This window comes from Pseudomonas sp. WS 5411, assembly GCF_012985595.1.
GTDB classification, from domain to species: domain Bacteria; phylum Pseudomonadota; class Gammaproteobacteria; order Pseudomonadales; family Pseudomonadaceae; genus Aquipseudomonas; species Aquipseudomonas shahriarae.
In genome coordinates, this window is the sequence record NZ_JAARMC010000001.1 from 221,644 (window position 1) to 240,877 (window position 19,234).

Sequence of the window (19,234 nt, forward strand, 5' to 3'; positions counted from 1 at the left end):
ACAGACTCACTGCGTCACGCCGCCGCGACCTGCACCGGCACGCCGTTCAACGCCGCGTTACCTGACAGTTCGTCCAACTGACGCTCATCCGTCAGGTCGTTGGCACTCGCCCCCGGCTGCGCGCTGGCAATACTCATCTGCACACCCGGCCGGTCATGACCCCAGCCGTGGGGCAGGCTGACCACGCCGGGCATCATCTCCAGGCTGGCCAGTACGTGCACCTCGATCATGCCGATCCGCGAACTGACCCGCACGCGCTGGCCGTCACTCAGTTGGCGACTGGCGAGGTCATCCGGGTGCATCAGCAACTGATGCCGCGGCTTGCCCTTCACCAGTCGGTGATAGTTATGCATCCACGAATTGTTGCTGCGCACGTGCCGGCGGCCGATCAGCAGCAACTCATCAACCGTGGGCAACGGCAATGCGGCAAACCGCGCCAGGTCCACGAGGATCACTGCTGGCGCCGCCTGCACCCGACCATTGGCGGTTTTCAAGCGTCCCGCCAGGTTGGCCTTCAGCGGTCCCAGGTCCAGGCCATGGGGATGCTCGGCCAGCATCGCCACCGACAGCTTGTGCGAGGAAGCATCGCCATAGGCCCCGGCCCGCAGGCCCAGGTCAATCATCTGCGCCGGCGCCAGGGTTGGCTTGAGCGGGTTGCCAGTGCGGGCCGCAAACGCCTGGGCCAGGCCGACAAAAATCTCCCAGTCGTGCAACGCGCCCTCGGGCTTGGGCAGGATCGCCCGGTTGAAGCGCGTGACGTTACGCACCGCAAACATATTGAAGGTGGTGTCGTAGTGATCGTTTTCCAGGGCCGAGGTCGATGGCAGGATCAGGTCGGCATAGCGCGTGGTTTCGTTGATATACAGGTCCACGCTGACCATGAACTCCAGACCGTCCAGGGCCTGCTCCAATTGGCGTCCGTTGGGGGTGGACAACACCGGGTTGCCGGCCACTGTCACCAGCGCACGGATTTGTCCTTCGCCCTCGGTGAGCATTTCTTCGGCCAAGGCCGACACCGGCAGCTCGCCGCTGTATTCGGGACGCCCGGACACCCGGCTCTGCCAACGGTTGAAGTGCCCACCAGACGTGGCGGCCACCAGGTCCACCGCTGGTTCGGTGCACAAGGCGCCCCCGACCCGGTCCAGATTACCGGTGACCAGGTTGATCAACTGCACCAGCCAGTGGCAAAGGGTACCGAACGCCTGGGTCGATACCCCCATCCGCCCATAGCAGACCGCCTTGTCTGCCGCCGCAAAATCCCGCGCCAACTGGCGGATCTGCTCGGCCGGCACCGCGCAGTGGGCGCTCATGGCCTCGGCGGTAAAGCCTGCGACAGCCCGGCGCACCTCCTCCAGGCCGTCCACCGGCAAATGGCTGTCGCGGGTCAGGTGCTCACTAAACAATGTGTTGAGTAGCCCGAACAGCAACGCCGCATCCCCGCCGGGGCGCACAAACAGGTGCTGGTCGGCCATGGCCGCCGTTTCACTGCGTCGGGGGTCGACCACCACCACTTTGCCGCCCCGTGCCTGAATGGCCTTCAGACGTTTCTCCACGTCCGGCACGGTCATGATGCTGCCATTGGAGGCCAGTGGATTGCCGCCCAGGATCAACATGAAGTCGGTCTGGTCGATATCCGGGATGGGCAGCAACAGGCCATGGCCGTACATCAGGTGGCTGGTGAGGTGATGGGGCAGTTGGTCTACCGACGTCGCGGAGAAGCGATTGCGCGTCTTCAACTGCCCGAGGAAGTAATTACTGTGGGTCATCAAGCCGTAGTTATGCACACTGGGATTGCCCTGATACACCGCCACCGCATTCTGCCCATGCCGCGCCTGGATCCCCGCCAGCCGTTCGGCCACCAGGGCGAAGGCCTCGTCCCAGGGGATCGGCTGCCACTCGCTGCCCACCCGCAACATCGGCTGGTGCAGGCGGTCGGGATCGTTCTGGATATCTTGTAGGGCCACGGCCTTGGGGCATATATGGCCACGGCTGAAGGTATCCTGGGCGTCCCCTTTGATCGAGGTGATGGCAATGCTGCCATCATCCGAAGTGGTGGTTTCCAGGGTCAGGCCGCAAATGGCTTCGCACAGGTGGCAGGCACGGTGATGGAGAGTCTTGGTCATGGCCAGTCTCTTTATTAGGGCTTTGGCCCGACTATGGGCTGCGGCCAGCGGCGGCACCAGCATCGTTCGCCCCGTGAATCAATGGGCATCAGGCCAGACCATGGGCAAGCATGAGCAAATGTTTCAGAAACCGCCCACACCGCCCCGGAAACCGACGCAACCGGCCCGGGGCCGCCATCACACATTGCAAAAGGTCGCGGCGCCAGTGTACAAATGACCCGCTGCTGTCCGTAAACAGGCCTCAAAAGTGCAATTCCCGCCCCTTTGAACACCCCTAAAAAACCGTAGCCTATTGGTAAGACGCGACATTTAATGTCAATATCGCGCCTTCCCCTATTTCGTCGCCCCGTGCGGCTTTCGCCGCAGGTCTCGCCCGTTGTCACAATAAACAAGGCTTTGAGTATCTGCGGTCTGTTGCAAAAAGGTAGTTAATGATGAGCGCAAGGCACTTTCTCTCCCTGATGGATTGCACGCCCGAAGAGCTGGTCAGCGTGATCCGTCGAGGCATTGAGCTTAAAGACCTGCGTAATCGCGGCGTACTGTTCGAGCCTCTGAAAAACCGCGTACTCGGGATGATTTTCGAGAAGTCGTCCACCCGTACCCGCCTGTCCTTCGAAGCCGGCATGATCCAGCTCGGCGGCCAGGCGATTTTCCTGTCGCCTCGGGATACCCAACTGGGCCGTGGCGAGCCGATCAGCGATTGCGCCATCGTCATGTCACGCATGCTCGATGCGGTGATGATCCGTACCTTCGCCCACAGCACCCTGACTGAATTTGCCGCCAACTCGCGAGTGCCGGTGATCAACGGGCTGTCCGACGACCTGCATCCGTGCCAGTTGCTCGCCGATATGCAGACGTTCCTCGAACATCGCGGCTCGATCCAGGGCAAGACTGTGGCCTGGATCGGCGATGGCAACAATATGTGCAACAGCTATATAGAAGCGGCGATCCAGTTCGACTTCCACCTGCGCATCGCCTGCCCCGAGGGCTACGAGCCGAGCGCCGAATTCCTGGCCAAGGCCGACGCCCGCGTGCAAATCGTGCGTGACCCGAAAGACGCGGTGATCGGCGCGCACCTGGTGAGCACCGACGTCTGGACCTCCATGGGCCAGGAAGACGAGACCGCCAAGCGCCTGGCCCTGTTCGCGCCTTATCAAGTCACCCGTGAATTGCTCGACCTCGCCGCCCCGGATGCGCTGTTCATGCACTGCCTGCCGGCCCATCGCGGCGAAGAAATCAGCCTCGACCTGTTGGACGACCCGCGCTCCGTCGCCTGGGACCAGGCAGAAAACCGCCTGCATGCGCAGAAGGCCCTGCTGGAATTCCTGGTCCCACCGGCGTATCACCACGCATGAGCCAGCCACTTCTGCTGAACCTGCGCAATCTGGCATGCGGCTATCAGGACCAACGGGTGGTGCAGAATCTCAACCTGCACCTCAACGCTGGAGATATCGGTTGCCTGCTGGGCTCCTCGGGCTGTGGCAAGACCACCACCCTACGGGCGATTGCCGGGTTTGAGCCGGTGCACGAAGGCGAGATCAACCTGGCTGGCGAAGTGATCTCCAGCGCCGGCTTTACCCTGGCCCCGGAGAAGCGTCGCATTGGCATGGTGTTCCAGGACTACGCGCTGTTTCCACATCTGAGCGTGGCCGACAATATCGGCTTCGGCATTCGCAAACACCCGCACAAAGAGCGGGTGGTCGCCGAACTGCTGGAGCTGGTCAACCTGAAGAACCTGGGCAAGCGCTTCCCCCACGAACTGTCCGGTGGCCAACAACAGCGCGTGGCCCTGGCCCGTGCTCTGGCGCCGGAACCGCAATTGCTGTTGCTGGACGAGCCGTTCTCCAACCTCGACGGCGAACTGCGGCGCAAGCTCAGCCATGAAGTGCGCGATATCCTCAAGGCCCGTGGCACCAGTGCGATCCTGGTGACCCATGACCAGGAAGAAGCCTTTGCGGTGAGCGACCATGTCGGCGTGTTCAAGGAAGGCCGCCTGGAGCAGTGGGATACGCCCTACAACCTCTATCACGAACCGCTGACGCCCTACGTCGCGAGTTTTATTGGCCAGGGTTATTTCATCCGTGGCCAATTGAGCACCCCGGAGTCGGTCACTACCGAACTGGGCGAGCTGCGCGGCAATCGTGCCTATACCTGGCCAACCGGCTGCGCGGTGGATGTGTTGCTGCGCCCGGATGACATCGTGTATGCACCGGACAGCCCGCTGAACGCGCTGATCGTCGGCAAGACCTTCCTGGGTGCCTCGACCCTGTACCGCCTGCAGTTGCCGACCGGCGCCCAGCTGGAGTCGATTTTCCCCAGCCATGCCGATCATCAGGTGGGTGTACACGTGGGGATCCGCGTGGCGGCCGAGCATCTGGTGTTGTTCCAGGCTTCGGGGAGCACGGCGGCGCAGATCCCGCAGGTGGAGTCCGGTGTGCGGCGCTACAGCACCGCCAGTTGAACAAACCGAGTCAAAAAGATGGAAGCGGGCTTGTGTGGGAGCCGGGCTTGCCCGCGATGCAGGCGCCTCGGGCTGTCAGCTACAGCGAGGTGAGGCTATCGCAGGCAAGCCAGCTCCCACAGAGGCTGGCTCCCAGATCTGACTCCACCGCTCTTGAAATCACGCCCGGCCAATCGGCGCAAATTTTCCCTGGGTATGCTCGGCCAACACCACCGCCGCCAACTCCACTTCCAACCCTCTCCTGCCCGCGCTGACAAAAATTGTCGCAAAAGGCTCTGCGCTCACATCAATGAAGGTGCGCAAGCGCTTCTTCTGCCCCAGAGGGCTGATCCCGCCCAACAAATAACCGGTCGAGCGCTGCGCCGCCGCCGGGTCGGCCATCTCGACTTTCTTTACGCCCGCCGCGTGAGCCAGGGCCTTCAAATCAAGACTTCCGACGACCGGCACCACAGCCACCAATAATTCGCCTTTTTCGCTGCTGGCAAGCAACGTCTTGAACACCTGCGCCGGGTCGAGGCTCAACTTTTCCGCGGCCTCCAGGCCATAGGATGCCGCCTTGGGGTCATGTTCATAACTGTGGATGCGATGTTCGGCGCGAACTTTTTTCAACAAGTCCAATGCAGGTGTCATGGAGGCTCCAGGCTTGGGGAAAACGTGGAAAAACAGACCGCCGATTCTAGGACAAACCCGGGCAAAACGCTCTAGTGCAGGGGGTCGTGCGACGAATCCGCGCAGATCCTGGCCACGCTTGCCGCCAGCCCCGCCGATGGGTTGCCGAGATCATTCATCACGCGAATAGTTTGAAAATGACCGGCCGTTCACTTTCGACCTTTGACAGCGGCGTTTCTTGTCTATATTTTTTCGTTTCCGAATACTGTAAGAATCTATCCACAGTGTCCGAGCAGTAAGCCGTGCGCAGGATGGGGATCCTGACCACGGTGAAAATCGCGCATCGCCCGTTGCGGCACAGCGCCAGACAAGAAAAAAAATCGAGGTTTTCAATGACAACTGCTCTTCAACAGCCTTCACTTTCCAGCCAATGCATGGCCGAGTTCCTCGGCACCGCGCTGCTGATCTTCTTCGGTACCGGTTGCGTCGCTGCGCTCAAGGTCGCGGGTGCCAGCTTTGGCCTGTGGGAAATCAGCATCATCTGGGGGATCGGCGTGAGCATGGCGATCTACCTGAGCGCCGGCATTTCCGGGGCTCATCTCAATCCAGCCGTCAGCATCGCGCTGTGCATCTTTGCCGATTTCGACAAGCGCAAACTGCCCTTCTATATCATCGCCCAGGTTGCCGGCGCCTTTTGCTCCGCCGCGCTGGTCTACACGCTCTACAGCAACCTGTTTTTCGATTACGAACAAACTCACCAGATGGTTCGTGGCTCCGCAGCCAGCCTGGAACTGGCCTCGGTGTTCTCCACCTACCCGCACGCCCTGCTGAATACGGCCCAGGCGTTCCTGGTGGAAATGGTCATCACCGCGATCCTGATGGGCGTGATCATGGCCCTGACCGACGACAATAACGGCTTGCCCCGCGGCCCCCTGGCCCCGCTGTTGATCGGCTTGCTGATCGCCGTGATCGGCAGCGCCATGGGCCCGCTGACCGGGTTTGCGATGAATCCGGCTCGGGATTTCGGCCCCAAGCTGATGACCTTTTTCGCCGGTTGGGGTGAAATGGCTTTCACCGGCGGGCGCGATATTCCCTACTTCCTGATTCCGATCGTTGCACCGATTGTCGGTGCCTGCCTCGGCGCTGCGGCCTATCGCGGGTTGATTGCCCGCCATCTGCCCAACGCCGCAGCTGCTACAACTGATGCAGCCGAAACCGCCACCAGCGGCAATACCCGAACTTCTTGAAAGCGGTAGCCTGAGCCCTTCTGCCCCTTGCGGCCCAGGCTACTTACCCACTCCTTTTTTCCGTCCAAGGCAATCGACATGACCGACACACAGAATAAGAACTACATCATTGCCCTCGATCAGGGCACCACCAGTTCCCGGGCGATCATTTTTGATCGTGACGCCAACGTGGTGTGTACCGCCCAGCGTGAATTCGTCCAGCACTACCCGCAAGCCGGTTGGGTCGAGCATGACCCGATGGAAATCTTCGCCACCCAGAGCGCCGTGATGGTCGAGGCCCTGGCACAAGCCGGCTTGCACCATGACCAGGTTGCCGCCATCGGCATCACCAACCAGCGTGAAACCACCGTGGTCTGGGACAAGGTCACCGGCCGCCCGATCTACAACGCCATCGTCTGGCAGTGCCGGCGCAGCACCGAAATCTGCCAGCAGCTCAAGCGCGACGGCCATGAGCAATACATCAGCGACACCACCGGCCTGGTCACCGACCCGTACTTCTCCGGCACCAAGTTGAAGTGGATCCTCGACAACGTCGAAGGCAGCCGCGAACGCGCGCGCAACGGCGAGTTGCTGTTCGGCACCATCGACAGCTGGCTGATCTGGAAATTTACCGGCGGCAAGACCCACGTCACCGACTACACCAACGCTTCGCGCACCATGCTCTTCAACATCCACACCCTGGAGTGGGATGCGAAGATGCTGGAGGTCCTGGACATCCCGCGCGAGATGCTGCCGGAAGTGAAGTCCTCCTCGGAAATCTATGGCCGCACCAAAAGCGGGATTGCCATCGGCGGCATTGCCGGCGACCAGCAAGCCGCCCTGTTCGGCCAGATGTGCGTTGAGCCGGGCCAGGCGAAAAACACCTACGGCACCGGTTGCTTCCTGTTGATGAACACCGGCGACAAAGCGGTCAAATCCCAGCACGGCATGCTCACCACCATCGCCTGCGGCCCGCGTGGCGAAGTGGCTTACGCCCTCGAAGGCGCTGTGTTCAACGGTGGTTCCACCGTGCAGTGGCTGCGCGATGAGTTGAAGATCATCAATGACGCCCACGACACCGAATACTTCGCCAACAAGGTCAAAGACAGCAACGGCGTGTACCTGGTACCGGCGTTCACCGGTCTCGGCGCTCCGTACTGGGACCCCTACGCCCGTGGCGCGCTGTTCGGCCTGACCCGTGGCGTACGTGTCGATCACATTATTCGTGCAGCGCTGGAGTCGATTGCCTACCAGACCCGCGACGTGCTCGACGCCATGCAGCAGGACTCCGGCGAACGCCTCAAATCCCTGCGGGTAGACGGCGGCGCAGTGGCCAACAACTTCCTGATGCAGTTCCAGGCCGACATCCTCGGCACCCAGGTCGAGCGCCCGCAAATGCGCGAGACCACGGCGTTGGGCGCTGCCTACCTGGCCGGCCTGGCCTGTGGCTTCTGGGGCAGCCTGGATGAGCTGCGTGGCAAGGCAGTGATCGAACGCGAGTTCGAACCACAACTGGACGAGCCCGCCAAAGAAAAACTCTACGCCGGCTGGAAAAAAGCGGTCAGCCGCACCCGTGACTGGGAACCCCACGAAGGCGCTGAATAAGCCAAGCGTAGGACCCACATCGGGTTGTAACTGGCAGGGAGCAGATTCCTGCGTCATCATGGGCCACTTTTGTATGGCAGCCCACAGGACGCCCAATGAATCTGCCTCCCCGTCAGCAACAAATCCTCGAACTGGTCCGCGAACGCGGCTACGTCAGTATCGAGGAAATGGCGCAGTTGTTCGTTGTTACCCCGCAAACCATCCGCCGCGATATCAATCAGTTGGCCGACGCCAATCTGCTGCGTCGCTACCACGGCGGCGCCGCCTATGACTCCAGTGTCGAAAACACCGAGTACGCCATGCGTGCCGACCAGATGCGCGATGAAAAGCAGCGTATCGGCGAAGCCATTGCCGCACAGATCCCCGATCATGCCTCGCTGTTCATCAATATCGGTACCACCACCGAATCCATTGCCCGGGCGCTGCTCAACCACAGCCACCTGAAGATCATCACCAATAACCTCAACGTCGCCATGATGCTCAGCGCCAAGGACGACTTCGACGTGCTGCTGACCGGCGGCAATGTACGCCGTGACGGCGGCGTGGTGGGCCAGGCCAGCGTGGACTTCATCAATCAGTTCAAGGTCGACTTCGCCCTGGTGGGTATCAGCGGTATCGACGAGGACGGCAGCCTGCTGGACTTCGATTACCAGGAAGTGCGGGTTTCCCAGGCAATCATTGCCAACGCACGCAAGGTGATCCTCGCGGCGGACTCCAGCAAATTCGGGCGCAATGCCATGATTCGCCTGGGGCCGATCAGTTTGATTGATTGCCTGGTCACCGATCAGCAGCCGGTGCCGGCGCTGGTGCAGTTGTTGAGCCAGAACAAGATTCGTCTGGAAGTCGTCTGAGCGCCCCCTGAGCTCGTTGGCGCCTGGACCTGCGCCATCGCGGGCAAGCCCGCTCCCACAGGAACGGGCTTGCCCGCGATGGCGGCCCGGAGGCCACAACTCTCTTGAGCCAGCATCCGGCTCAATGTTCACAATTTTTCCTTTTCCCGCCCTTCGATGAGTTTTTTCAATCGAAGTCAGCTGGCTGTGCCCGCGTTTATAAGCTACCATTTTCGCAAATGAACATTAATGTTCGAATTCCAATATTAAAAAAGATCGCGAGGCCAGCCGATGACCCCTTCTACCTTGCCTGCTCCACCCCTTGCCGAAGTCTATGATGTTGCCGTGATTGGCGGCGGGATCAATGGTGTAGGCATCGCGGCAGACGCAGCCGGTCGCGGCCTGTCGGTATTCCTTTGCGAAAAGGATGACTTGGCCAGCCACACCTCGTCTGCCAGCAGCAAGCTGATCCATGGCGGCCTGCGCTATCTTGAACATTACGAATTCCGCCTGGTGCGCGAAGCCCTGGCCGAACGCGAAGTGCTACTGGCCAAGGCCCCGCACATCGTCAAGCAGATGCGTTTTGTGTTGCCCCATCGCCCGCACCTGCGCCCGGCCTGGATGATCCGTGCCGGCCTGTTCCTGTACGACCACCTTGGCAAGCGCGAGAAACTTGCAGGCTCCAAAAGCCTGAAGTTCGGCGCCGACAGCCCGCTGAAAAGCGAAATCACCAAGGGCTTCGAATACTCCGATTGCTGGGTCGACGACGCGCGCCTGGTTGTACTCAACGCCATGGCCGCCCGGGAAAAGGGTGCACATATCCACACCCAGACCCGTTGCGTCAGCGCCCGTCGCAGCAAGGGCCTGTGGCACCTGCACCTGGAGCGCGCCGATGGCAGCCTGCTGTCGATCCGCGCCAAGGCTCTGGTGAACGCGGCCGGCCCATGGGTCGCCAAGTTCATCAAGGATGACCTCAAGCTCGATTCGCCGTATGGCATCCGCCTGATCCAGGGCAGCCACCTGATCGTGCCGAAACTGTACGAAGGCGCCCATGCGCACATCCTGCAGAACGAGGATGGGCGTATCGTCTTCACCATTCCGTACCTCAATCACCTGACCATCATCGGCACCACCGACCGTGAGTACACCGGCGACCCCGCGAAAGTGGCGATCACCGAAGGTGAAACGGACTACATGCTCAAGGTGGTCAACGCCCACTTCAAGCAGCAGCTGAGCCGCGACGATATCGTGCACACCTATTCCGGCGTGCGCCCGCTGTGCAACGACGAGTCGGATAACCCGTCGGCCATTACCCGCGACTACACCCTGGCACTGTCCGGCAGCGGCGAAGAAGCGCCGATCCTGTCGGTGTTCGGTGGCAAGCTGACCACTTACCGCAAGCTGGCCGAGTCGGCCCTGGCGCAACTGGCCCCCTACTTCCCGCATATCAAGCCGAGCTGGACCGCCAAGGCCAGCCTGCCCGGCGGTGAAGACATGAGCACGCCAGAAGCCCTGGCCACCGACATTCGCAGCAAGTTCGAGTGGATCCCCAGCGAAATCGCCCGCCGCTGGTCGACCACCTATGGCAGCCGCACCTGGCGCCTGCTCGAAGGCGTGCAATCGCTGGCCGACCTGGGCGAGCACCTGGGTGGCGGCCTGTACACCCGGGAAGTCGACTACCTGTGCGCCGAGGAATGGGCGACCCAGGCCTACGACATCCTGTGGCGGCGCACCAAACTCGGGCTGTTCACCACCCCCGAGGAGCAGGAAAACCTGCAGCGTTACTTGGTCAAGGTCGAACAGAACCGCAGCAAGATCGAAGCAGCCTGATGCATCCAGCCCCTGCGCCGAAAGGCCCAGGGGCTTTTTTATGGACGTCTTGATGTGAAATGCGATCAATGGGGGAGCTGGCTGGCCTGCAACAACGGGCGGTGATCGCCGGCAGCCAATGCCTACAGATTCGGTTTTCCGAACGTGGTAACGCCACCCTATTCGGTTTGCCGGATTTAAACACCGGATAAACCTCGTCATATAAAGTTAATCGCTATATAAATCATACGGTTAGACTTTTAATCACAGTCTGGCACGACTCATGCTCTACACTTGGTACGTGTTTGTCTGAGATGCTTCAGGAGCCGTCACAGGCATTCGCTGTATCGAAAGAGCCGTCCAGGCTTCATAAAAAAAACAAATGTCGAGGAAGTATTGATGCGTATCGTTCCCCATATTTTGGGCGCAGCTATCGCTGCTGCTCTGATTAGCACTCCAGTCTTCGCCGCCGAACTGACCGGCACGCTGAAGAAAATCAAAGAGTCGGGCACCATCACCCTGGGCCACCGCGACGCCTCCATTCCGTTTTCCTACATTGCGGATGGTTCGGGCAAACCAGTGGGCTACTCCCACGACATTCAACTGGCCATCGTCAAAGCTGTCGAGAAAGACCTCGGCATGAAGGAAGGCGAGCTGAAGGTCAAATACAACCTGGTCACTTCGCAAACCCGTATCCCGCTGGTGCAGAACGGCACCGTGGACGTTGAGTGTGGTTCCACCACCAACAACGTTGAGCGTCAGCAGCAAGTCGACTTCTCCGTCGGCATCTTCGAAATCGGTACCCGTCTGCTGTCCAAAAAGGACTCGACCTACAAGGATTTCGCTGACCTCAAGGGCAAGAACGTCGTGACCACCGCCGGCACCACGTCCGAGCGCATCCTCAAGTCCATGAACGCTGACAAGCAGATGGGCATGAACGTCATCTCCGCCAAAGACCACGGTGAGTCCTTCCAGATGCTGGAAAGCGGCCGCGCCGTTGCCTTCATGATGGACGATGCGCTGCTGGCCGGTGAAATGGCCAAGGCCAAGAAGCCTACCGACTGGGCCGTGACCGGCACGCCGCAATCCTTCGAAATCTACGGCTGCATGGTTCGCAAAGGCGATGCACCGTTCAAGAAGGCTGTGGATGACGCTATCGTCGCTACCTACAAGTCTGGCGAAATCAACAACATCTACACCAAGTGGTTCAGCTCGCCGATCCCACCAAAAGGCCTGAACCTGATGTTCCCGATGAGCGACGAACTCAAGGCCCTGATCGCCAATCCGACCGACAAAGCAGCCGACGACAAAACGGCTGAAAAAAAGTCCTGATTCCGAACTAACCTTATCTCCTGAGGGAGCCAACCCTCCCTCAGGCGTCTGTTACTACCTGCTGGCATTATTATTTGGAACACTCGACCTGGCGGTTTCCGAGCCGATCGCGTGTGCCTGACGTTCACCGTCAGGCGGGAATGGATCTTCCCCAAGCGGGTGCTTGTACATCGATTGATTTCGGGGGAGACCCTAATGAATTACAACTGGGACTGGGGCGTATTCTTCAAGTCCACCGGCGTGGGCAGCGAGACCTATCTCGACTGGTTCATCTCCGGTTTGGGCTGGACCATCGCCATCGCCGTCGTGGCCTGGATCGTCGCCTTGCTGCTGGGCTCGATACTGGGTGTGATGCGCACGATGCCTAACCGCCTCGTAGCCGGCATCGCCACCTGCTATGTGGAACTGTTTCGTAACGTGCCACTGCTGGTACAGCTGTTCATCTGGTACTTCCTGGTGCCCGACCTGCTGCCGCAAAACCTGCAGGACTGGTACAAACAAGACTTGAACCCGACCACCTCAGCCTATCTGAGCGTTGTCGTGTGCCTGGGCCTGTTCACCGCCGCCCGCGTATGTGAACAAGTGCGTACCGGTATCCAGGCGCTGCCCCGTGGCCAGGAAGCCGCCGCGCGCGCCATGGGCTTCAGCCTGTCGCAGATCTACTGGAACGTGCTGCTGCCCCAGGCCTACCGGATCATCATTCCGCCGCTTACCTCGGAATTCCTCAACGTGTTCAAGAACTCCTCCGTGGCGTCCTTGATCGGCCTGATGGAACTGCTGGCGCAAACCAAGCAGACCGCCGAGTTCTCGGCCAACCTGTTTGAAGCCTTCACCCTGGCCACGCTGATCTACTTCACCCTGAACATGAGCCTGATGCTGCTGATGCGCCTGGTCGAGAAGAAAGTCGCTGTGCCCGGCCTGATTTCCGTGGGGGGCAAATAATGGAATTTGATTTCAGCGGCATTATCCCGGCCATGCCTGGCCTGTGGAACGGCATGGTCATGACCTTGAAGCTGATGGTCATGGGCGTGGTCGGCGGCATCATTCTCGGTACTATCCTGGCCTTGATGCGCCTGTCCTCCAGCAAACTGCTGTCCCGCGTGGCCGGCGCCTATGTGAACTACTTCCGCTCGATCCCGCTGCTGCTGGTGATCACCTGGTTCTACCTGGCAGTGCCGTTCGTGTTGCGCTGGATCACCGGCGAAGACACGCCAATCGGTGCGTTCACCTCCTGCGTCGTGGCCTTCATGATGTTCGAGGCGGCGTACTTCTGCGAAATCGTGCGGGCCGGCGTGCAGTCGATCCCCAAGGGCCAGATGGCTGCGGCACAAGCGATGGGCATGACCTACGGCCAGACCATGCGCCTGATCATCCTGCCCCAGGCGTTCCGCAAGATGACCCCGCTGCTGTTGCAGCAGAGCATCATCCTGTTCCAGGACACCTCGCTGGTCTACACCGTGGGCCTGGTGGATTTCCTCAACTCCGCCCGTTCCAACGGCGACATTATCGGCCGCTCCAATGAGTTCCTGATCTTTGCCGGTGTCGTCTACTTCATCATCAGCTTTGCCGCCTCGCTGCTGGTCAAGCGTCTGCAAAAAAGGTTTGCCGTATGATCTCTATCAAGAACATCAACAAGTGGTATGGCGACTTCCAGGTGCTGACCGATTGCAGCACCGAGGTCAAAAAAGGCGAAGTGATCGTGGTGTGCGGGCCGTCCGGCTCGGGCAAATCCACCCTGATCAAGTGCGTCAACGCCCTGGAACCGTTCCAGAAAGGTGACGTTGTGGTCGATGGCACCTCGATTGCCGACCCGAAGACCAACCTGCCGAAACTGCGCTCGCGCGTAGGCATGGTGTTCCAGCACTTCGAACTGTTCCCGCACATGACCATCACCGAAAACCTGACGGTTGCGCAGATCAAGGTGTTGGGCCGCAGCAAGGCAGAAGCCGAGAAGAAAGGCCTGCAATTGCTGGAGCGTGTAGGTCTGTCGGCACACAAGGACAAGCACCCGGGCCAACTGTCCGGCGGCCAGCAGCAGCGCGTGGCGATTGCCCGTGCTCTGGCAATGGACCCGATCGTCATGCTGTTCGACGAACCGACCTCGGCCCTGGACCCGGAGATGGTCAACGAAGTACTGGACGTGATGGTGCAACTGGCCCAGGAAGGCATGACCATGATGTGCGTGACCCACGAAATGGGCTTCGCCCGCAAAGTGGCCGACCGCGTGATCTTCATGGATGCCGGCAAGATCATCGAAGACTGCCCTAAAGAAGAGTTCTTCGGCGATATCAGCGCCCGCTCCGAACGTGCGCAGCACTTCCTCGAGAAAATCCTGCAGCACTAAGCACAACACAGCGTCCACTGTAGAAACCGGGCCCTGTGGGAGCGGGCTTGCCGGCGATTGCGGCATATCAGTCAACCTCTGTGGCTGACCTACCGTCATCGCGGGCAAGCCCGCCCCCCACACCGGTCCAGGCAAGCGCTGGTTGACCCAAGGCATCTGTGATGAAATGCGACCCCACCCTCTATCGCGCCGCACCGCCATCCCTTGCCGTGAAGCCTCGTCTGATTCGCCAGCTGTTCCTGCCGCCCCTGATCATCCTGTTGATGATCGGCCTGGGTTTTATCGGCTTCTGGACCAGCGAGTACTACGGCATCCGGACCCTGGGCGAGAACGGCGAGCGCCAGTTGGAGCTGCATGCGCGCACGGTCGAGAGTGAGATCAGCAAGTACACCTACCTGCCCAGCCTGCTGGAGCTGGAATCCAGCGTCTCCAAACTGCTGGCCGACCCGAACCCGGAACACCGGCAAGCGGTCAATGAATACCTCGAAGGCCTGAACCGGCGCAGCCGCAGTCGGGCGATTTATGTGATGGACACCACCGGCCGCGTGATGGCCACCAGTAACTGGCGCGATGTCGACAGCTACCTCGGTGAAGACCTGTCGTTCCGCGCCTATTTCCAGAATGCCGTACGTGGCCAGCCCGGCCGTTTCTATGGCATCGGCAGCACCAATGGCGAGCCTGGCTACTACTTGGCCCACGGCCTGGAAGAACACGGCAAGATCATTGGTGTCGCAGTGGTCAAGGTGCGCCTCGAAGCGTTGGAAGAACGCTGGCAGCGCGCGCGCCTGGAAGCCTTTGTCAGCGACGAGAACGGCATCATCATCCTCTCCAGCGACCCGGCACGCCGGCTCAAGGCGGTGCGCCCGCTGAGCGACGATACCAAGGAGCGCCTGGCCCGCAGCCTGCAATATTACTGGGCGACCCTCAACGAACTGCAACCCCTGGCCCGCGAACAGCTCGACACCGGCACCGAAAAACTGACCTTCCCGGCCAACAGTGAAGTGGTGGCCGACGACCGGGAAGTCACCTACCTGGCCCAGACCCGGCCCCTGAACGACACACCGTGGAATTTCACCCTGCTCACCCCGCTCAACGACCTGCGCCAGGCCGCGATCAACCAGGGCATCCTCGTTGCGGTGGCCTTTGCCCTGGTGGCGTTCCTGCTGATTGCCTGGAATGAGCGGCGCAAGGTAATCGCCACACGCCTGGCCGCCCGCGAGGCCCTGCAGGAAGCCAACAACCAGCTGGAGCGGCGGATTGCCGAGCGCACCACCGACCTGCGCGCCAGCAACGAACGGCTCAAGGCGCAGATCCGCGAGCGGCGCCAGGCCGAAGAAACCCTGCGCCGGGCCCAGGACGAATTGGTCCAGGCCGGCAAATTAGCGGCCATCGGCCAGATGTCCACCAGCATCGCCCATGAACTGAACCAGCCGCTGGCGGCCCTGCGCACCCTGTCCGGCAATACCGTGCGCTTCCTCGAGCGCGGCGCCCTGGATACTGCCAGCACCAACCTCAAGACCATCAATGAACTGATCGACCGCATGGGACGCATCACCGCCAGCCTGCGCTCGTTTGCCCGGCGGGGTGACGACCAGGGCGAAGCCAGCCTGGGCAAGGCCGTGGATGCGGCATTTCAGGTTCTGGGCAGCCGCCTCGACAGCCTGCCGCTGACCGTACACCGTCAGTTCAGCCAGGCCATGTTGCAGATCGACCAGACGCGCCTGGAGCAAATCCTGGTCAACCTGATCGGCAACGCCCTGGACGCGATGCACGCCCAACCCGCCCCGCAGCTGTGGCTGGAAAGTGACATCAGCGAAGGCAAATACCGCCTGCGGGTGCGGGACAACGGGCATGGCATCGACCCTGAGACCCGCAAGCATTTGTTCGAACCCTTTTTCACCACCAAACCCGGCGAGCAAGGCTTGGGCCTGGGCCTGACCCTGTCGGCCAGCCTGGCCGCAGCCACCGGCGGCAACCTGGCCGTCGAGCATCCGGCCGCTGGTGGTACAGCCTTTGTCCTGAGCCTGCCCCTGGCAGGCCATCAACCCGGCGAGTCGATATGAACAGCCAACCCAACACCGAGCTGACCGTGCTGATTGTCGAAGACGATCCCCATGTGTTGCTCGGCTGCCAGCAAGCCCTGGCCCTGGAAGATATTCCCAGCGTCGGCGTGGCCAGCGCTGAAGAGGCACTCAAGCGTGTCGGCGAGAACTTTGCCGGCATTGTGATCAGTGACATCCGCCTGCCCGGCATTGACGGCCTGGAGCTGTTGACCCGCCTCAAGGCCCTGGATAAAAGCCTGCCGGTGGTGCTGATCACCGGCCACGGCGATATTTCCATGGCCGTGGGTGCGATGCGCAACGGTGCCTATGACTTCATGGAGAAACCCTTTTCTCCGGAGCGCCTGGTGGACGTGGTGCGCCGCGCCCTCGAACAGCGTGGCCTGGCCCGGGAAGTCTGGGCGCTGCGCCGGCAACTGGCCGAACGTGACTCCCTGGAAGGCCGGATCATCGGACGCTCGCCGGCGATGCAGAACCTGCGCGAGTTGATCGCCAACGTCGCCGACACCTCGGCCAACGTGCTGATCGAAGGCGAGACTGGCACCGGCAAAGAGTTGGTCGCCCGCTGTCTGCACGACTTTAGCCGCCGCCACGCCCACCAGTTCGTCGCCCTGAACTGCGGCGGCCTGCCGGAAAACCTGTTTGAGAGCGAGATTTTCGGTCACGAAGCCAACGCCTTTACCGGTGCGGGCAAACGGCGGATCGGCAAGATCGAGCATGCCCACGAAGGCACGCTGTTCCTCGACGAAGTGGAAAGCATGCCGATGAACCTGCAGATCAAACTGCTGCGGGTCTTGCAAGAGCGCACCCTGGAGCGCCTGGGTTCGAACCAGAGCGTGGCGGTGGATTGCCGGGTGATTGCCGCGACCAAGTCCGACCTCGACGACTTGAGCCGCGCCAACCAGTTCCGCAGCGACTTGTACTACCGCCTGAACGTGGTGACCCTGGAACTGCCGCCGCTGCGCGAGCGTCGCGAAGATATCCTGCAGTTGTTCGAACACTTTCTGCAGCAATCATCCCTGCGCTTCGACCGCATCGCCCCGGAGCTGGACAACCAGACCCTGTCCAGCCTGATGAGCCATGACTGGCCCGGCAACGTACGTGAACTGCGCAACGTCGCCGAACGTTTTGCCCTGGGCCTGCCCGCCTTCAAGAAAAGCGGCGCCAGCCCCGACAACCATGGCCTGGCCTTTACCGAAGCGGTGGAAGCCTTTGAACGCAACCTGCTCAGCGACGCCCTGCAACGCAGCGGCGGCAACCTGACCCAGGCCAGCCAGGAACTGGGAATGGCCAAGACCACCCTGTTCGACAAGGTCAAGAAATACGGCCTGAGCCATTAAGGAGTCATGCGTGGATTTAGTCTTCAAGGCCGCCCTCGGAGCGGCGGTGGTGTTGCTCCTGGCGGTGCTGGCCAAAACCAAGAACTATTACATCGCCGGCCTGGTGCCGCTGTTTCCGACCTTCGCACTGATCGCCCACTACATCGTCGGCAAGGGCCGCTCGGTGGACGACCTGAAGACCACTATTGTGTTCGGCATGTGGTCGATCATTCCGTACTTTGTGTACCTGGCGACGCTGTATGTGATGGTCGACCGCATGCGCCTGGAGGCCTCCCTGGCGGTGGCCGCGGTGGCGTGGCTGATGGCGGCGACGGTGCTGGTGAGTGTGTGGATTCGAATTCACGCCTGACACTCCACGGCTCCACTGTGGGAACTGGACCCACTCGGTACACCCATAAAACCGAGTTGCCTGCATCGCAGCCTCGCTAAAGCTCGACAGCTCCCACATTTGATCCCTGTGATTCCCCAATCCCCTGTGGGAGCTGTCGAGCCCCAGCGAGGCTGCGATGGGATCGACTCGGTACACCTGCAAAACCGAGTTGCCTGCATCGCAGCCTCGCTAAAGCTCGACAGCTCCCACATCTGATCCCTGTGATTCCCCAATCCCTTGTGGGAGCTGTCGAGCCCCAGCGAGGCTGCGATGGGGTCGACTCGGTACACCTGCAAAACCGAGTTGCCTGCATCGCAGCCTCGCTAAAGCTCGACAGCTCCCACATTTGATCCCTGTGATTCCCCAATCCCTTGTGGGAGCTGTCGAGCCCCGGCGAGGCTGCGATGGGATCGACTCGGTACACCTGCAAAACCCAGTTGCCCGCATCGCAGCCTCGCTAAAGCTCGACAGCTCCCACATTTGATCCCTGTGATTCCCCAATCCCTTGTGGGAGCTGTCGAGCCCCGGCGAGGCTGCGATGGGATCGACTCGGTACACCTGCAAAACCCAGTTGCCCGCATCGCAGCCTCGCTAAAGCTCGACAGCTCCCACATTTGATCCCTGTGATTCCCCAATCCCTTGTGGGAGCTGTCGAGCCCCGGCGAGGCTGCGATGGGATCGACTCGGTACACCTGCAAAACCCAGTTGCCTGCATCGCAGCCTCACTAAAGCTCGACAGCTCCCACATTTGATCCCTGTGATTCCCCAATCCCTTGTGGGAGCTGTCGAGCCCCGGCGAGGCTGCGATGGGATCGACTCGGTACACCTGAAAAACCCAGCTGCCTGCATCGCAGCCTCGCTAAAGCTCGACAGCTCCCACATTTGATCCCCGCGATTCCCCTATCCCTTGTGGGAGCTGTCGAGCCCTGGCGAGGCTGCGATGGGATCGACTCGGTACACCTGCAAAACCCAGCTGCCTGCATCGCAGCCTCGCTAAAGCTCGACAGCTCCCACATTTGATCCCTGCGATTCCCCAATCCCTTGTGGGAGCTGTCGAGCCCTGGCGAGGCTGCGATGGGATCGACTCGGTACACCTGAAAAACCCGGCTGCCTGCATCGCAGCCT

At 61.0% G+C, this 19,234-nt stretch carries 15 protein-coding genes; 13 read left to right on the plus strand and 2 right to left on the minus strand.

What is annotated here, in order from left to right; translation table 11 throughout:
- Positions 1–14: 14 nt before the first annotated feature.
- Complete coding sequence (locus tag HBR93_RS01065; RefSeq protein WP_169959703.1) at positions 15–2,123, minus strand: molybdopterin oxidoreductase family protein; 2,109 nt, start codon at positions 2,121–2,123, stop codon at positions 15–17.
- 434 nt (positions 2,124–2,557) lie between these two features.
- Between HBR93_RS01065 and argF the strand changes: the two genes are divergently transcribed.
- The gene (gene argF / locus HBR93_RS01070; protein WP_115128901.1) at positions 2,558–3,478 is read left to right on the plus strand and encodes an ornithine carbamoyltransferase; all 921 of its coding nucleotides are present in this window, start codon (positions 2,558–2,560) and stop codon (positions 3,476–3,478) included.
- Positions 3,475–4,584, plus strand: a complete 1,110-nt coding sequence (locus HBR93_RS01075; protein ID WP_115128902.1) for an ABC transporter ATP-binding protein — start codon at positions 3,475–3,477, stop codon at positions 4,582–4,584. The genes argF and HBR93_RS01075 overlap by 4 nt, the downstream gene beginning before the upstream one ends.
- A 159-nt stretch (positions 4,585–4,743) precedes the next feature.
- Here the strand turns inward: HBR93_RS01075 and ybaK are convergent, their stop codons facing one another.
- On the minus strand, positions 4,744–5,214 hold the full coding sequence (gene ybaK / locus HBR93_RS01080; RefSeq protein WP_169959704.1) for a Cys-tRNA(Pro) deacylase: 471 nt from the start codon (positions 5,212–5,214) through the stop codon (positions 4,744–4,746).
- 371 nt (positions 5,215–5,585) lie between these two features.
- Between ybaK and HBR93_RS01085 the strand changes: the two genes are divergently transcribed.
- The 11 genes from HBR93_RS01085 (at position 5,586) to HBR93_RS01135 (ending at position 18,088) form a co-directional block, all read left to right on the plus strand.
- Positions 5,586–6,440: an MIP/aquaporin family protein gene (locus tag HBR93_RS01085; RefSeq protein WP_057444414.1), complete on the plus strand. Its 855-nt coding sequence runs from the start codon at positions 5,586–5,588 to the stop codon at positions 6,438–6,440.
- Between the two features lie 78 nt (positions 6,441–6,518).
- Positions 6,519–8,024, plus strand: coding sequence for a glycerol kinase GlpK (glpK, locus tag HBR93_RS01090; RefSeq protein ID WP_057438368.1), 1,506 nt, complete (start codon positions 6,519–6,521; stop codon positions 8,022–8,024).
- Between the two features lie 95 nt (positions 8,025–8,119).
- Complete coding sequence (locus HBR93_RS01095; RefSeq protein ID WP_057438366.1) at positions 8,120–8,875, plus strand: DeoR/GlpR family transcriptional regulator; 756 nt, start codon at positions 8,120–8,122, stop codon at positions 8,873–8,875.
- Positions 8,876–9,145: 270 nt separating this feature from the next.
- Positions 9,146–10,684 (plus strand): glycerol-3-phosphate dehydrogenase, encoded by a 1,539-nt coding sequence (gene glpD / locus HBR93_RS01100; protein ID WP_057438364.1) that lies wholly within the window; start codon positions 9,146–9,148, stop codon positions 10,682–10,684.
- A 378-nt stretch (positions 10,685–11,062) separates the two neighbouring features.
- Positions 11,063–11,995, plus strand: coding sequence for a glutamate/aspartate ABC transporter substrate-binding protein (locus tag HBR93_RS01105; protein WP_029295166.1), 933 nt, complete (start codon positions 11,063–11,065; stop codon positions 11,993–11,995).
- A 195-nt stretch (positions 11,996–12,190) separates the two neighbouring features.
- Positions 12,191–12,937: an amino acid ABC transporter permease gene (locus tag HBR93_RS01110; protein ID WP_057438362.1), complete on the plus strand. Its 747-nt coding sequence runs from the start codon at positions 12,191–12,193 to the stop codon at positions 12,935–12,937.
- On the plus strand, positions 12,937–13,608 hold the full coding sequence (locus HBR93_RS01115) for an ABC transporter permease subunit (RefSeq protein ID WP_057438361.1): 672 nt from the start codon (positions 12,937–12,939) through the stop codon (positions 13,606–13,608). Before HBR93_RS01110 ends, HBR93_RS01115 begins: the two co-directional genes overlap by 1 nt.
- Positions 13,605–14,339, plus strand: a complete 735-nt coding sequence (locus HBR93_RS01120; RefSeq protein WP_057438360.1) for an amino acid ABC transporter ATP-binding protein — start codon at positions 13,605–13,607, stop codon at positions 14,337–14,339. The genes HBR93_RS01115 and HBR93_RS01120 overlap by 4 nt, the downstream gene beginning before the upstream one ends.
- Positions 14,340–14,500: 161 nt before the next feature.
- Positions 14,501–16,402: a sensor histidine kinase gene (locus HBR93_RS01125; protein WP_115128904.1), complete on the plus strand. Its 1,902-nt coding sequence runs from the start codon at positions 14,501–14,503 to the stop codon at positions 16,400–16,402.
- Positions 16,399–17,739 carry a sigma-54 dependent transcriptional regulator gene (locus HBR93_RS01130; RefSeq protein ID WP_057958597.1) on the plus strand — a complete coding sequence of 447 codons (1,341 nt, stop codon included), beginning with the start codon at positions 16,399–16,401 and terminating at the stop codon, positions 17,737–17,739. Before HBR93_RS01125 ends, HBR93_RS01130 begins: the two co-directional genes overlap by 4 nt.
- A gap of 10 nt (positions 17,740–17,749) precedes the next feature.
- The gene (locus HBR93_RS01135; RefSeq protein WP_057438356.1) at positions 17,750–18,088 is read left to right on the plus strand and encodes a GlpM family protein; all 339 of its coding nucleotides are present in this window, start codon (positions 17,750–17,752) and stop codon (positions 18,086–18,088) included.
- Positions 18,089–19,234 lie beyond the last annotated feature (1,146 nt).

Bases quoted from the DNA above. Each gene is read 5' to 3' on its own strand.
- HBR93_RS01065 (WP_169959703.1), bottom strand. From the start codon at position 2,123: ATGACCAAGACTCTCCATCACCGTGCCTGCCACCTGTGCGAAGCCATT.
- argF (WP_115128901.1), top strand. From the start codon at position 2,558: ATGAGCGCAAGGCACTTTCTCTCCCTGATGGATTGCACGCCCGAAGAG.
- HBR93_RS01075 (WP_115128902.1), top strand. From the start codon at position 3,475: ATGAGCCAGCCACTTCTGCTGAACCTGCGCAATCTGGCATGCGGCTAT.
- ybaK (WP_169959704.1), bottom strand. From the start codon at position 5,214: ATGACACCTGCATTGGACTTGTTGAAAAAAGTTCGCGCCGAACATCGC.
- HBR93_RS01085 (WP_057444414.1), top strand. From the start codon at position 5,586: ATGACAACTGCTCTTCAACAGCCTTCACTTTCCAGCCAATGCATGGCC.
- glpK (WP_057438368.1), top strand. From the start codon at position 6,519: ATGACCGACACACAGAATAAGAACTACATCATTGCCCTCGATCAGGGC.
- HBR93_RS01095 (WP_057438366.1), top strand. From the start codon at position 8,120: ATGAATCTGCCTCCCCGTCAGCAACAAATCCTCGAACTGGTCCGCGAA.
- glpD (WP_057438364.1), top strand. From the start codon at position 9,146: ATGACCCCTTCTACCTTGCCTGCTCCACCCCTTGCCGAAGTCTATGAT.
- HBR93_RS01105 (WP_029295166.1), top strand. From the start codon at position 11,063: ATGCGTATCGTTCCCCATATTTTGGGCGCAGCTATCGCTGCTGCTCTG.
- HBR93_RS01110 (WP_057438362.1), top strand. From the start codon at position 12,191: ATGAATTACAACTGGGACTGGGGCGTATTCTTCAAGTCCACCGGCGTG.
- HBR93_RS01115 (WP_057438361.1), top strand. From the start codon at position 12,937: ATGGAATTTGATTTCAGCGGCATTATCCCGGCCATGCCTGGCCTGTGG.
- HBR93_RS01120 (WP_057438360.1), top strand. From the start codon at position 13,605: ATGATCTCTATCAAGAACATCAACAAGTGGTATGGCGACTTCCAGGTG.
- HBR93_RS01125 (WP_115128904.1), top strand. From the start codon at position 14,501: ATGAAATGCGACCCCACCCTCTATCGCGCCGCACCGCCATCCCTTGCC.
- HBR93_RS01130 (WP_057958597.1), top strand. From the start codon at position 16,399: ATGAACAGCCAACCCAACACCGAGCTGACCGTGCTGATTGTCGAAGAC.